Annotated in this window: 10 protein-coding genes and 1 tRNA gene; 7 read left to right on the top strand and 4 right to left on the bottom strand. The window is 67.6% G+C overall.

What is annotated here, in order from left to right:
* Positions 1 to 3: 3 nt before the first annotated feature.
* Genes OVA06_RS12050 through OVA06_RS12040 form a run of 3 tightly spaced genes read right to left on the bottom strand, consistent with a single transcriptional unit; the run spans position 4 to position 5175 of the window.
* Complete coding sequence (locus OVA06_RS12050) at positions 4 to 2550, bottom strand: DUF3488 and transglutaminase-like domain-containing protein (protein WP_268158520.1); 2547 nt, start codon at positions 2548 to 2550, stop codon at positions 4 to 6.
* Positions 2547 to 4013, bottom strand: coding sequence for a DUF58 domain-containing protein (locus OVA06_RS12045; RefSeq protein WP_268158518.1), 1467 nt, complete (start codon positions 4011 to 4013; stop codon positions 2547 to 2549). Before OVA06_RS12045 ends, OVA06_RS12050 begins: the two co-directional genes overlap by 4 nt.
* A gap of 10 nt (positions 4014 to 4023) precedes the next feature.
* Entirely contained in the window at positions 4024 to 5175 is a 1152-nt protein-coding gene (locus tag OVA06_RS12040) for an AAA family ATPase (RefSeq protein WP_056081846.1), read from the bottom strand.
* A gap of 162 nt (positions 5176 to 5337) precedes the next feature.
* On the opposite strand from OVA06_RS12040, the gene OVA06_RS12035 reads away from it, so the two are divergent.
* The 5 genes from OVA06_RS12035 to OVA06_RS12015 all read left to right on the top strand — a co-directional run bounded on the left by OVA06_RS12035 (position 5338) and on the right by OVA06_RS12015 (position 11525).
* Complete coding sequence (locus OVA06_RS12035) at positions 5338 to 6243, top strand: TatD family hydrolase (RefSeq protein ID WP_268158516.1); 906 nt, start codon at positions 5338 to 5340, stop codon at positions 6241 to 6243.
* A 257-nt stretch (positions 6244 to 6500) separates the two neighbouring features.
* The gene (locus OVA06_RS12030; protein ID WP_200937842.1) at positions 6501 to 7694 is read left to right on the top strand and encodes a resuscitation-promoting factor; all 1194 of its coding nucleotides are present in this window, start codon (positions 6501 to 6503) and stop codon (positions 7692 to 7694) included.
* Positions 7695 to 7827: 133 nt separating this feature from the next.
* On the top strand, positions 7828 to 8700 hold the full coding sequence (gene rsmA / locus OVA06_RS12025) for a 16S rRNA (adenine(1518)-N(6)/adenine(1519)-N(6))-dimethyltransferase RsmA (RefSeq protein WP_056081836.1): 873 nt from the start codon (positions 7828 to 7830) through the stop codon (positions 8698 to 8700).
* Positions 8697 to 9659: a 4-(cytidine 5'-diphospho)-2-C-methyl-D-erythritol kinase gene (locus OVA06_RS12020; protein ID WP_082497432.1), complete on the top strand. Its 963-nt coding sequence runs from the start codon at positions 8697 to 8699 to the stop codon at positions 9657 to 9659. The genes rsmA and OVA06_RS12020 overlap by 4 nt, the downstream gene beginning before the upstream one ends.
* A 39-nt stretch (positions 9660 to 9698) precedes the next feature.
* Entirely contained in the window at positions 9699 to 11525 is a 1827-nt protein-coding gene (locus OVA06_RS12015; RefSeq protein ID WP_056081831.1) for an ABC-F family ATP-binding cassette domain-containing protein, read from the top strand.
* A 224-nt stretch (positions 11526 to 11749) separates the two neighbouring features.
* Here OVA06_RS12015 and OVA06_RS12010 read toward each other — a convergent pair whose 3' ends face one another.
* Complete coding sequence (locus OVA06_RS12010; protein ID WP_056081829.1) at positions 11750 to 12376, bottom strand: TetR/AcrR family transcriptional regulator; 627 nt, start codon at positions 12374 to 12376, stop codon at positions 11750 to 11752.
* A 144-nt stretch (positions 12377 to 12520) separates the two neighbouring features.
* Between OVA06_RS12010 and OVA06_RS12005 the strand changes: the two genes are divergently transcribed.
* Positions 12521 to 12592, top strand: a tRNA-Gln gene (locus OVA06_RS12005).
* Between the two features lie 102 nt (positions 12593 to 12694).
* Positions 12695 to 14173 (top strand): bifunctional UDP-N-acetylglucosamine diphosphorylase/glucosamine-1-phosphate N-acetyltransferase GlmU, encoded by a 1479-nt coding sequence (gene glmU, locus OVA06_RS12000; RefSeq protein ID WP_268158510.1) that lies wholly within the window; start codon positions 12695 to 12697, stop codon positions 14171 to 14173.
* Position 14174 lies beyond the last annotated feature (1 nt).

The raw sequence follows: 14174 nt of genomic DNA, 5'->3' as shown, positions 1-14174 counted from the left end.
TAGTCAGTTGCCTTCCTGCTCGTGGAAGCCGCCGTGCGCAGTCCGGCCCGGCCCGGCCGGGCGGGCGCGCACGGCGGCTTCTGCGCTGGTCTCTGCGCGCCGCGTCCACGCGCGGCCAGCGAGCCTGAATGGAGCGGTGGCGAGCCTGCCCAGGCGGCCCAGGACGGAGGGCGGCAGCCACCTGGCCCGCCACCGCTGCAGCAGTGTTGCGTTGGCCCGCAGTGAATCCTCGAGCGGCCCCAACTGTCCAGGCGCTGTGGCGGCGCCATGCGAATCCGCAACGCGCCCGGGACCGGACGAACCGGCGTCGGGTTCGGCAGGACCGTCATCCTGCTCCGGCGGCCGGCCGTACCTGCGCCGTTCGAAGGCCGCCGTGACGGCGGCAACCGCACGGTGCGCCGCCTCATCCATGCCGTCCGGCTCGCCCAGCAGCGAAGTCCGCAGGCGCGACGCGTAGGCGCGCGGTGATTCACTGGTGCCGGCCGGGAGCCCGTAGTCCCGGCCAAGGTCCAGCATCTCGCTCCATGCCAGCGGAACTGCATCAGCGGCGTTTCTTGGCCGGAGGCGCCGCGCACGGATTCCGGTGCGCACCAGCCGCGGTGACGCCGCGAGCAGGAGCACGCCCAGCACGCCACCCGTTCCCAGCAGCCATGGCAGCACCTGCGCGCCGGCATCAGTGCTTCCGCCGCCAACGCCGGGGGCCGGTACCGGGGTGGCACTGGGAGCCGGGGTCGGAGCCGGGGCGGGATCGGGCACGAGGTCATCATTGTTCTCAACAGAGCCCGGCGCGGCAGGGGACGCCGTTTCGCTGGCGTAGTCCGGCACCACGCCACGGGACGGCGTGGGCTCGAACGGCACCCAGCCCAGCCCCTGGAAGTACAGCTCCGGCCAGGCGTGCGCGTCCCGCGCGTCCACCTCGTACTCCGAAAGCTCGCCCTGGCCGGCCACAGTTACCGTGGCACCGGTCAGCCTCCCCGGCGCATACCCCACCGCGATCCGGCTGGGGATCCCCTCCAACCGCGCCATTACCGCCATAGCTGAGGCGTAGTGGATGCAGTATCCGCTCTTCTGCTCCAAAAAGTCGGACAGGACTGACAGGCCGTTGCCGTCATAGCCGCCCTGCACGGGCGACTGCAGGGAATACGTGAACTCCGATGAGCGCAGGTAGCGCTGGATGGCCATGGCTTTCTCATATGGCGTGGCGCCCGCACCGGCCACGCGCCCGGCGGTGGTCCGGACGATTTCCGGCACGTTCCCGGGGATCCGCGTGAAGTCGTCCGGAACGTCCCGCACTGGAGCGGAAGACTGCTCCAGCAACGCGGCCGTCAGGTTGGGCACCGACGATGTCACCACGTACTCCTGGCGCCGGGAGGCTGTGGCGTCGGAGCCTTTGATGCTCAGTGTCGCGGGGTCCCAGGTCCACCGGCCGTTGAGGCCGCGGACGGTTTCCGGGGCGTACGGGGCCGGAAGGTACGGGCTGCTGAACGTGCCGGTGTCAATGGCCGTAACCTGCTGCTGTTCGTCGGCGAGGACCGCATAGCCGGGATCGATCGGTCCGCCCAGCGGCAGCCGCGATGCGGTGCGATCGTCCGGGCCCCATGATTCGCCGTCGAAATGGTCCACCGTGACGGACCTCAGGTACAGGGGAGCGGTGGCGCTGGTGGCGTAGGTGATCCGGCCGCTGCCGTCCGGTGTCCTCAGGCTGTTTCCCAGGGTGATCATGGGATTCAGGCCGGTTCCGGTTCCCCACGGATTGAGCCGGGAGCCTTGCGGGAAGGTGCCCTGGTCGAAGCCGGGGACAGCCAGCGGTACCACCAGGGTGGCGGCCAGCGCCACGGCTCCGGTGAGAACGGCCCGGCGAAGCTGCCCCGGGTTCCGTGCAGCCCCGCCCTGGCTGCGGAAGTCGGGGGCAAACCATTGGCTGCAGGCCAGGATCATCAGGTATCCGGCCACCGTTGCAACGAATCCCCAGAAGCCGACGCTTTGCGGCTTGATCATTGCCGGCACCACCAGGATGGCCAGCAGCCCCACGCCGGTGGCCGCCGGCATTCCGAGCGGGACGGCCAGGGCATCCACCAGGATCACTGCCAGTCCAAGGACGGCGCAGATCACCATGACGATGCCCACGTTGGGTGCAACGGGGGCCGTCTCTGACAGGACGGTTTCGCTGGCACGGCGGATCAGCTGGCTGACGTCGGAAAACGTTGCGGCGCTGGGAATCACGCCCAGAATGCTTGACCCGCGGAAGAACGTCAGGGTGAGGATGGCCCCCAGCGAGAGGAAGCCGCCCGCGGTGACCAGCAGCGGTGCTGCGCGCAGTGCCCGAAGCCCGGCGAGGGTAAAGCCCACCGCGCCCACGGTGGTTGCCGCCGGCCAATACCAGGCCCAGCCGCGCAGGACCCCATTCAGGGACAGGGCAGCCCCGCAGACTGCCAGCACGATGGCTGCGGCCATGGCCCAGGGGTAGGCGCCCACGCGGGCGGGCCTTGCCCCGTCAGTCGGTGGGCCCTGGGTACCCGTTCCCGGGGTCCGGGCCGGCGCCATGGTCACCGGACCACCCCCGCCCCGCGACTGGCGTCGCTGGAGGGCGCGGGCAACGGCACGTCCTGGTCGAACGATCCCCAGGCGGCAGCGGTGCCCACGGATGCCGGGACGGCCACGGCGCGCCATCCGCCCTGTCGCAGGGTCTCCAGCGCGGGCGAGAAGTCTTCGGGTTTCTCAGCCACGATGACGGCAAAGGCGTTGGTTCCGTAACTGGCTGCGGGTGCCAGGGCGGTTGCCTCCTCGGGCGAGATGCGGCCCAGGACCGCAATCAGCGGCCCGCGCATGCGGTGTGCGGCCAGCTTGTCCATGAGCCGGTCGTCGAATGCCGCCGGTCCCGCATCCTGGCCATTGCGGCTGCGGGGGCGCAGCAGCGCTGCAGCGGAACCCGGGCCGGAGGACGGCCGGAACCTGCCACTGGTCCGAGCGTGGTGCGGCCCCGTGAGCTGGATGGCAGCGAGGCTCTCTGCGATGGACTGGAGCCCTGACGCGCCGCCGTATTCCTCTGACTCCGGTTCCGGCGCCGAGGGCGAATGCAGGAAGGCGGGCTCGCCGCGGACGTCCAGGAAGCGCAGGCCGTAGTTCCGCTCGGCGAGGTGTGCGCTGATGGACATGGCCGCCACCACCGACCATTCGAACGTCCGGCTGGTCATCATGGTGTGCCCGTCCTGGCTGGCTTGGCCGGCCTGGCCGGCGGCTGCGGTGGAACCGCTGGAGAATGCTCCGTACCGGTGGTCCAGGATAATCGTGGCCTCCGGAGTCGTGACGGATTCTTCCTGGCGGACCATCAGCGAGCCATGCCGGGCGGTGGCCGCCCAGTGGACCCTACGCATGGGGTCGCCGTGACGGTATTCGCGCGTCATGACGTCGTCGTCGCTGGGGTTGGCGCGGGTCCTGGTCGCCGTCACGCCGTCGTTCCCGCGCGCGCCGGCCAGGCCGGTAGCGGGGAGCACGACGGCGGCAGGCGTCACGGTGAGCGTGTCGCCGTCGTCGATGGACTGGCGGTGAAGCGACAGCCCGAAGGGGTCCGTGAACTCGGCGGTGACCGGCCCAATGCGGAATTGGCCGCGCTGCTCCGAACGCAGGTGGTATTCGTACCGGCTGGTACCGCCGGAGGCCGTACGCGAGGGAAACCGGAACGCGGGCGAAGAACCGAACCGCGGCGGCAGGCGTTCCTCCATGCTGGCCCGGCCGCTGCCTGCACCGGACCGCGCCACGGCAAGGCGCACGGTGGTGGGGGAGGACGTCTCCACCGGCGAAGGATGGAACTCCCGGTACACCCGGAAGCGGGGCTTCACTAACCGGATACCGGCCAGCGAAACCAAGGGGAGGACCAGCAGCAGGATGCTGAGGGTCAGGAGGTCCCTGCGTCCCATGATCTGGGCGGCGGCCAGGGTGAAGCCCCCGGCAGCAAGCATGCCCCACCCCCGCGCGGTGAAGAGGTGCTGGGGCAGTCTGTCCATGAGGGCCATGGCGTACCGCTTAGCGGTTCCTGCCCGAACCTGCCACGGACGCGGCATTCCGGGCGGCCTGGCTCCGTGTTCCGGCGGCTGTGCCCGCACCCGCCGTGTTGCCGGCGCCTGCGGGTGCCTGCGGGACCGGGAGCCGCGACAGGATGCCCTGCAGCACGGTGTGTGCCGTTTCGCCGGCCCCGGCCGCCTTGCGGTCCAGGATGATCCGGTGCGCCAGGACAGCCTCGGCCACCTGGACCACGTCGTCGGGGAGGACGAAGTCGCGGGCGTCCAGGGCGGCGGTTGCCTTCGCCGCGCGAAGCAACTGCAGCATGGATCGCGGACTGGCCCCCAACCGCAGGAGTGGGCTTTCCCTGGTGGCCCTGCCGACGGACACGGTGTATTCCTTCACGGCCTGCGAGACGTACACCTGCTGGACGGTGGTGATCATGGCCGCTACCTCCGCAGCGGTGACCACGGCCGAGACCTTGGCCAGCGGGGAGGCCGCCTGATGGGTTTCGAGCATCTCGATTTCGGCGTCCTTGTCCGGGTAGCCCATGGAGATCCTTGCCATGAACCTGTCCCGCTGGGCCTCGGGCAGCGGGTATGTGCCTTCCATCTCGATGGGGTTCTGGGTGGCAACCACCATGAACGGTTCGTCGAGCCGGTAGGAAGTGCCGTCCACCGTCACCTGGTGCTCTTCCATGCATTCGAGGAGGGCGGACTGGGTTTTCGCTGACGCCCGGTTGATCTCGTCGCCGATGACGATATTGGCAAAAACCGCACCCGGACGGAACTCGAAGAGCCGGGATGACTGGTTGTAGATGGACACGCCGGTCACGTCGGAAGGGAGCAGGTCCGGCGTGAACTGGATACGGCTGACGGTGCAGTCAATGGTTTTGGCAAGCGTTTTGGCCAACAGGGTTTTGCCGACGCCTGGAACGTCTTCCAGCAGCAGGTGGCCCTGGGCGAGCAGGACGGTCAACGCAAGCTCCGCGGCGTCGGACTTCCCGTCGATCACCGTGTTGACAGTACTGAGGATCCGCTGGCTGGCGTCGTGGAACGAGTCCGCAGCCATGGCGGCGGCACGGTGCCCGTTCAGGTGGCTGACGGGATCGGAAACGCCCGCCAGGTTGCGGTTCGCAGCGCTCACATCGTTGGCAGTGCGTCGGTAGGATTCCATCGGCAACCTTTCAGCCCGGGTTTCACCTGGACGGGACAGCAAGCCTGCCTTCGCCCGTCGGTGGGCGTTCTCATGTGCTCCCACCAGACTACTAACACAACTGCCTGGCCTGGCATAGAGTTCCGGCGAAATCGTGGTGCCATCCGCCGTTAGGCTGGAGTGATGTGCAGTCCGCAGACCCCCGATGCCTACCGCGAACCCTCAACGGGCGGTTCCCAGAGTGCCGCGGCATCCCCCAAACGCGAATATCCGCCAGCGCCCGAACCGCTGCCGGTACCCGTGATGGATAACCACACGCACCTGGATTTTCCTGATGGGAAAGGGCCGGTGGGAATAACCGCGGCCCTGGATGCCGCTGCCGCCGTCGGTGTCCAGGGGGCAGTCCAGGTGGGCTGCGACCTGGAATCGTCGCGGTTCACCCTTCAGGCGGTGCAGCAGGATGACCGGTTGCTGGGCGCTGTGGCGCTGCACCCCAATGATGCTCCGGAATATGCCGCCCGCGGCGAACTCGAAGACGCCCTCGCCGAGATAGAGCAGTTGGCAGCCCACCCGCGGATCCGTGCCATTGGCGAGACAGGCCTCGACTTCTTCCGCACGGAAGGCGAGGGGCTGGCCCACCAGCGGTACTCGTTCCGGCGGCACATTGACATCGCCAAACGGCTGGACCTCACCCTCCAGATCCATGACCGGGACGCACATGCCGACGTGGTGCAGGTTCTGGCGGAAGAGGGCGCTCCGGACCGGGTGGTATTCCATTGCTTTTCCGGCGATGAGGAGCTTGCCGCCATCTGCAACCGCGAGGGCTGGTATATGTCGTTCGCCGGAACACTGACCTTCCGGAACGCGGCCAACCTGCGGTCCGCGCTCGCGGTCGCATACCCGGAACTTGTCCTGGTGGAAACGGATGCCCCGTTCCTGACCCCGCATCCGCACCGGGGCCGGCCCAACGCCAGCTATATGGTGCCTTACACCGTCCGGGCCATGGCCGAATTGACAGGCACGGACCTCGCGGAACTGTGCACCCGGATCAGCTCTAATACGGTGCGGGCATACGGATCCTGGGGCTGAGAAGAGTCACATTGAGGAACCTTTAAGGCATACGTGGTATGCAAATTTGTTGGTCCGTTTATAACGCTACGGTTACAGTGGAAAACTATTAGCCGGGGTCGGGGAAGGCCAACGGGTAATTTCGCTTCCTTTTCAGCATCACATGCCGGGACCCCGTTCCGACATGGCCGCTGTCGGGAAGCAGGCGGCGCAAAGGTGCCCGGACTGCTGCTCAAAGGCGGTGCCGGGCATTTTACTGCGCAAATCCCCGTGCCCGGATGGACCTAAAGTTACGGGCAATCGTGGTCAAGTTCTTCACATCGGATGGCAAGATCAGCTTTTTCAAGGTTGGAGCCCAGCTGCTGGTGCTGTGCACCCTGGTAGCGGGGCTCGTAGCCTTCGTCGGCAATAACAAAACCGTCACGCTCAACGTTGATGGCAAGGTCTCTTCCGTCCAGACCTTCGGCGGCACCGTAGGCCAGGTCGTCAAGGGCGCCAACATCGAACTGAAGCCCGCAGACAGGGTTTCCCCAGCCATCGACGCCTCGGTCCACAACGGAACCGTCATCAACGTCAACCAGGCCAAGGAAGTCAAGGTCAGCCTCGACGGAGCAGAAAAAACGGTCAGTACCACCGCGCAGGACGTCGCAGGCCTGGTCACCGAACTCGGCGTGGCCAGCACCTCATCGCTGTCCGTTCCCAAGGACGCGCAGCTCGCACTTGCCGGCTCCTTCGTGTCCATCTCCACCCCCAAGTCCGTCAGCATCGTCGCCGATGGCAAGGTGAACACCACCACCACCACCGCGGCCACTGTAGGCGACGTGCTCCAGGGCGCCGGGCTGACCATCGGCGCCAACGACAGGACCTCCCAGCCCGCCAACGCGCACGTCGTCAACAACATGGTGATCAAAGTGTCCCGCGTTGATAACGGCCAGACGGCGAAAACCACCGAGGACGTCCCCTTCGAGACCGTGACCACCGAAGACGCCGAGATGCTCAAGGGCGAAAAGGAAGTCACCCAGGCAGGCGCTGCGGGCAAGCTGGAGAAGACCTTCAAGCTGGTCCTCGTGGACGGCCGTGAAGCCTCCCGCACCCTCGTCTCTGAAGCCGTAGCCGTCCAGCCTGTCGCTGAGAAGGTCACGGTCGGCACCAAGGCAAAGCCCGTCGCCCAGGCCGCTGCGGCCCCGGCCGCCGGCAGCAACACCGGCGCTGCTGCTCCGGCCATGATGAACGAAGCCATGTGGGACAAGATCGCCCAGTGCGAGTCCACCGGAAACTGGAGCATCAACAGCGGCAACGGCTACTACGGCGGCCTGCAGTTCGACATCCGGACGTGGATCGGCGCCGGCGGCGGGGCCTACGCCCCCAACGCCAGCCTGGCCACCAAGGCACAGCAGATCGACATCGCGAACCGCGTGTACGCGCAGCGCGGCCTGCAGCCGTGGGGCTGCGGCTGGGCAGCCAGCAGCTAGCTGATCCGCTGCCAGCCCGTACTGGCATGGTCCACGCGCCGAAGCCGGGCCCGGTATTTTCCGGGCCCGGCTTCGGCCGTTAACACGGCCTGCCCGGCGGAAACGGCCCGGCCGCGCGGGATAGGATACCTAGGTGACTGAACCCAACCCCGCCGCGCCCGCACCGCTTTTCGGTGCCTCCGACATTCGCCGGCTGGCAGGGGAGATCGGTGTCAGGCCCACGAAGACCCTCGGCCAGAACTTCGTCATTGACGGCAACACCATCCGCAGGATCGTGTCCGCAGCAGGAATCGCGGCCAATGAGACGGTCCTGGAAGTCGGCCCAGGCCTCGGCTCACTGACGCTGGGCCTGCTGGACGCCGCCGCGGCCGTCGTGGCAGTGGAGATCGATCCCGTCCTCGCCGCCAAGCTTCCGGCCACTGTGGCTGAATGGCGGCCGGCCGCCGTCGGGAATTTCCACCTCGTCGAGGCTGACGCCATGAAGGTCACGGACCTTCCCGTCGAACCAACATCGCTGGTAGCCAACCTGCCCTACAACGTGGCGGTCCCTGTGGTTCTGCACCTCCTGGAGCATTTCCCGAGCCTGCAGCATGGCCTGGTCATGGTCCAGGACGAGGTAGCCGACCGGCTGGCCGCCGGTCCGGGCTCGAAGACCTATGGCGTTCCGTCGGTCAAGGCGGCCTGGTACAGCCAGATGCGCAAAGCCGGAGTGATCGGCATGAACGTGTTCTGGCCCGCGCCCAAGATCCACAGCGGACTGGTCGCCTTCACCCGACGCGAGCCGCCTGCCACCAGCGCCACCCGCCAACAGGTCTTTGCCGTGATTGACGCAGCCTTCGCCCAACGGCGGAAGACCTTGCGTGCAGCGCTCAGCGGCTGGGCCGGGGGAGGGGCGGAAGCCGAACGCTGCCTGCTGGCGGCCGGCGTCGACCCCACCGCACGCGGTGAGGTCATCGACATCGCCGCATTCGCCAGGATCGCCGAAGCCAAGGAAGCGGGCGCGTGAACACGCCCGCCGTCCGGTTCGCCGCGCGGACGGTCCGGGTCAAGGCGCCTGGGAAGATCAACGTCTCGCTGGACGTCGGCCCGCTCCGGCCGGATGGCTACCATTCCGTGGCCAGCGTCTACCTGGCCGTCTCCCTCTATGAAGAAGTCGCCGCCACCAGCACGGAAACGCCCGGCATCACGGTGAGCCTGAGCCCGGGCAGCACCCTTGACCTTGACGCCGTCGACATTCCCCTCGACGCCAGCAACCTGGCCTACAGGGCCGCCGCCATCATGGCCGACGTTTCCGAGCACGCCACAGGGGTCCACCTGGAAATCACCAAGCGGGTGCCCGTGGCCGGCGGGATGGGCGGGGGATCGGCTGACGCCGCCGCTACGCTCCTGGCCTGCGATGCCTTGTGGAACAGCGGCCTCTCACGGGAGGAACTCGCGCACCTTGCTGCCGAACTCGGAGCCGACGTTCCGTTCTCCCTGCTCGGCGGAACGGCGGTAGGGCTCGGGGTTGGTGACCAGCTGTCACCGGCACTCGCCAAGGCAAAGACCCACTGGGTCCTGGTTACGGCCGATTTCGGGCTGTCCACCCCGGAAGTCTTCCGGACTTTGGACAGGCTGCGGGAAGCGGAGGGTGTGCACGCGGACGAGCCCACCGGCGTCGACCCGCACATCCTGGCCGCCCTGCGCGGCGGCGACGCAGACGCCCTCAGCCGCATCCTGGTCAACGACCTCCAGCGGGCCTCCATTGAACTGGCCCCGTCACTGCGCGATACGCTGGGCATCGGCGAATCGCACGGCGCCATCGCCGGCATCGTGTCCGGCTCCGGGCCCACCGTGGCCCTGCTCGCGGATGACTCCGTGGCAGCGGAAGCACTGGCGGAAGATCTGCAGCACCAAGGCCTGTCCGCCCTTGCCGTCCACGGTCCCGTTCCCGGTGCCCGCATCATCTCCGACACCCTTCTCTAGCAGCGCAATGCCCATCCGGGCAGCAGAAAGCAGTTCTTTTTGGCACACCTTCTTGGCGGCGAAAACCTCACGGTCTCCTTCGCGACCCGCACAGTCCTGGACGGCGTCACGCTCGGACTGGAGGAGGGCGACCGCATCGGCATGGTGGGCCGGAACGGCGACGGCAAGTCCACCCTGATGCGGCTGCTCGCCCTGCGCTCCACCCCGGATTCCGGCCGCGTTACCAAGCGCGGCGACGTCAACGTCGGCTACCTGGACCAAAGCGACGTGCTCGACGGCGACCTGACAGTGGGCGTCGCGATCGTCGGCGACCAGGCCGACTACGAGTGGGCGCGCAACCCGCAAATCCGTGAAGTCATGGGCGGCCTGGTGTCCGACGTTGACTGGCACGCCAACGTCCATGCGCTGTCCGGCGGGCAGAAGCGGCGGGTGGCCCTGGCCAAGCTGCTGATCGAGGACCACGACGTCATCATGCTCGACGAGCCCACCAACCACCTTGACGTCGAAGGTGTTGCCTGGCTGGCCCGCCACTTGAAATCGCGCTGGCGCGCCAACCAGGGCGCCTTCCTGGTGGTCACCCACGACCGCTGGTTCCTCGACGAAATCTGCACGAAGACGTGGGAGGTGCACGACGGCATCGTGGACCCCTTCGAGGGCGGCTACGCTGCATACGTGCTTGCCCGCGCCGAGCGGGACCGGATGGCCTCCGTGGTGGAAGGCAAGCGCCAGCAGCTGGTCAAGAAGGAGCTGGCCTGGCTGCGCCGTGGAGCCCCTGCCCGTACCGCCAAGCCGAAGTTCCGGATCGAGGCGGCCAACGCGCTCATCGCCGATGTTCCCGCGCCGCGGGATTCCATGGCGTTGAGCAAGATGGCCACCGCGCGCCAGGGCAAGGATGTCCTGGACCTGGAACACGTCTCGCTGAACTTCCAGGGCGACGACGCCGGGAAGAAGCTCTTCGACAACATCACCCTCCGCCTGGCCCCGGGTGAGCGGCTGGGACTGGTGGGCGTCAACGGCGCCGGCAAGACCACGCTCCTGAAGCTCCTGAACGGCGAGATCGCCCCCGATGCCGGGAAGCTGAAGCGCGGCAAGACGGTGGTCACCGCGGTGCTCACCCAGGAAGTCAAGGAGCTCGACGACGTCGCTGACCTGCGCGTGATCGAGGTCATTGAGCGCGAGAAGCGTTCCTTCAACGTGGGCGGCAAGGAATTCACCGCCGGCCAGCTGGTGGAGCAGCTCGGGTTCACCAACCAGAAGCAGTGGACACCGGTCCGGGACCTCTCCGGTGGTGAGCGTCGCCGCCTGCAGCTGCTGAGGCTGCTGGTGGGCGAACCCAACGTGCTGATGCTCGACGAGCCCACCAACGACCTCGACACCGACACCCTCGCCGCCGTCGAGGACGTCCTGGACGGCTGGCCCGGAACCCTGGTGGTGGTCAGCCACGACCGCTACCTGCTCGAACGCGTCACCGACCACCAGATGGCGCTCCTTGGCGACGGCAAGCTCCGCGGCCTGCCCGGCGGCGTGGACCAGTACCTTGAACTCCGCGAGGCCGCGCTGGCCGGATCCACCGTGACCGGCGGAGGAAACCCCGTCACCAGCGCCGGCGCCGCGTCTTCGGCAACCGGGACAGGACCCTCCGAAGCCGAAAAGCGTGAGGCCCGCAAGGCCCTCAACCGGATCGAGCGGCAGATCAAGAAGCTCGACCAGCAGGAAAAGAAACTGCACGACGACATGGTGAAGAGCACCGAGAAGTCGGACTTCGACGCCCTTGCCAAACAGAACAGCGAACTGAAGAACCTGGCCGACGAAAAGGACACCCTGGAGCTCGAGTGGCTCGAGGCCTCAGAACTCCTCGGCGACTAGGTCACCTTGGGTGCCGGAGGCCGCCTTTCGCCGTCGCTTAGACACGACGCATAGGGCACCTGCGGTCGCTGAGCGACCTCCGGCACCCGATGCGCCGCGATGCGCGACTTTCCGAAGGGCCGCCTCCGGCGTCGCCGACGTGGGCACGCTGCCCGGCAGCGCGCGTCAATGCGAAGGAGCAGCACGCAGGGGACAGGTGCCGCGCTCGCGAAGGTGACCAGCGCCTAGAGCTCCGACTGCAGCTCCGGGTCCTTCTTAAGGCCGGTGAGGCCGTTCCAGGCGAGGTTGACCAGGTGCGCCGCAACGGTGTTCTTGTCGGGTTGGCGGCTGTCCTGCCACCACTGGCCGGTCATGGCCACCATGCCCACCAGCATCTGCGCGTACATGGCACCGTCCTGGCCGCTGAAGCCGCGCCGGGAGAACTCGTCGGACAGGATGTGCTCCACCCTGGCGGTGACGTGGGACAGCAGGGTGGAGAAGGCGCCTTCGGGCTGGGACGGGGGAGCGTCGCGCATGAGGATCCGGAAGCCCTCAGTGCGGTCCTCGATGTACGTGAGCAGGGCGAGGGCGGCGCGTTCAACCAGGACGCGCGGCTTGGCTTCGTCGGCCAGTGCGGTGTTGATGGCGTCCAGGAGGATGTGGAACTCGAAGTCCACCACCTGGGTGTAGAGGCCTTCCTTGGAGCCGAAGTGCTCGTAGATCACCGGTTTCGAGACGCCGGCGCAGGCGGCGATTTCTTCGATGGTGGTGCCGTCCAGTCCGCGGACTGCGAACAGGCCACGCCCCACGTCGATCAGCTGGTTCCGCCGCTGAAGGCCGGTCATCCGTGTCCGCGGGGGGTTGTTGCTCACATTTCCATCATGCCCTACCCCGGCGGGCCCGTTTTCCCGCTTCCGGAAGGCGCCGGCTCCCGGCTGGCAGGGGCTGTGTCGCGCGCTGCCCCGAACCCGTGGCAAAATAGGGACTTGTGCCCGGGCCTTGTGCCGGAGGCATGGTCCGCCCTGGTGTAACGGCAGCACCCCGGCCTTTGGAGCCGTGGAGTATAGGTTCGAATCCTATGGGCGGAACTGCTGTGCGGGGAGTTCAGCAGGTAACTCCCGGTGCCGGGCCGGCGGAGGTTGGCCGGACACCATGAAGCGCCAGCGCAACAAAGCGAGGAGAATCCGTACGTGATCCCTGAAAACACCGGTCCGGCCGCAGTCATCGTATTGGCAGCAGGTGCCGGTACCCGGATGAAGTCACGTACCCCCAAGATCCTCCACGAAATCGGTGGACGCTCGATGGTGGGCCACGCACTCCTGGCCGCCCGCAGCATTGAACCCCGCCAGCTCGCCATCGTGGTCCGCCACGAACGCGACCTTGTGGCAGGGCACGTGGCAGAACTCGACCCGTCCGCGGCCATCGTGGACCAGGACGAGGTTCCCGGCACCGGCCGTGCCGTGGAGGTCGCGCTGCAGGCGCTGGACACCAAGGAAGAGCTCACCGGCACCGTGGTGGTGACCTACGGTGACGTCCCGCTGCTTTCGGGCGGCCTGCTGGCCGAACTCGTTGCCACCCACGAACGGGAAGCCAACGCGGTCACCGTGCTCACCGCAGTCCTGGAAGACGCCACAGGCTACGGCCGGATCCTCCGCGGAGAGGACGGCACCGTGACCGGCATCCGCGAACACAAGGACTCTACCGTCGCCGAGCGCCTGATCCGCGAGGTCAACTCCGGGATCTACGCCTTCGACGCCGCCGTGCTGCGCGAAGCACTTGGCAAGGTCACCACCGACAACGCCCAGGGCGAGAAGTACCTCACCGACGTGCTGGGGCTGGCCCGCGAGGCAGGCGGCCGCGTTGCCGCCGTCGTCACCGCTGACCGCTGGCAGGTGGAGGGCGCCAACGACCGCGTCCAGCTGGCCGCCCTCGGTGCGGAGCTGAACCGGCGCACCGTGGAGGCCTGGATGCGCGCCGGCGTAACAGTGGTGGACCCTTCCACCACCTGGATCGATTCCTCCGTCACCCTGGACGAGGACGTCCGCCTGCTGCCCAACACGCAACTGCACGGCACCACCTCGGTGGCGCGGGACGCCGTGGTTGGGCCGGACACCACCCTCACCGACGTTGAGGTGGGCGAGGGCGCAACGGTGATCCGCACCCACGGTTCCGGTTCAGTGATCGGCCCGCGCGCCGCTGTCGGACCCTTCACCTACCTGCGCCCGGGCACCGTGCTTGGCGAAAAGGGCAAAATCGGCGCCTTCTACGAAACCAAGAACGTCACCATCGGACGCGGCTCCAAGCTGTCCCACCTGGGCTACGCCGGCGACGCTGAAATCGGCGAGGACACCAACATCGGCTGCGGCAACATCACCGCCAATTACGACGGCGAGAAGAAGCACCGCACCGTCATCGGCTCAGGCGTCAGGACAGGTTCGAATACGGTCTTCGTTGCGCCGGTCACCGTGGGGGACGGCGCCTATAGCGGCGCCGGCGCGGTGATCCGCAAGGACGTCCCGGCAGGTGCGCTTGCGCTGAGCATCGCCGCCCAGCGCAACACCGAAGGGTGGGTCCCGGCCAACCGTCCCGGCAGCCGATCCGCCGAATTGGCCCAGGCGGCCATCAACAACTCCTCAAGTACCCCGGCATCTACAGAAGAGGGCAAGTAAC

The sequence above is a fragment of the Pseudarthrobacter sp. SL88 genome (genome assembly GCF_026672455.1).
Taxonomy (GTDB): Bacteria; Actinomycetota; Actinomycetes; order Actinomycetales; family Micrococcaceae; genus Arthrobacter.
The sequence above is the reverse complement of the archived record's forward strand: the minus strand, read 5'-3'. Positions and strand labels throughout refer to the sequence as shown.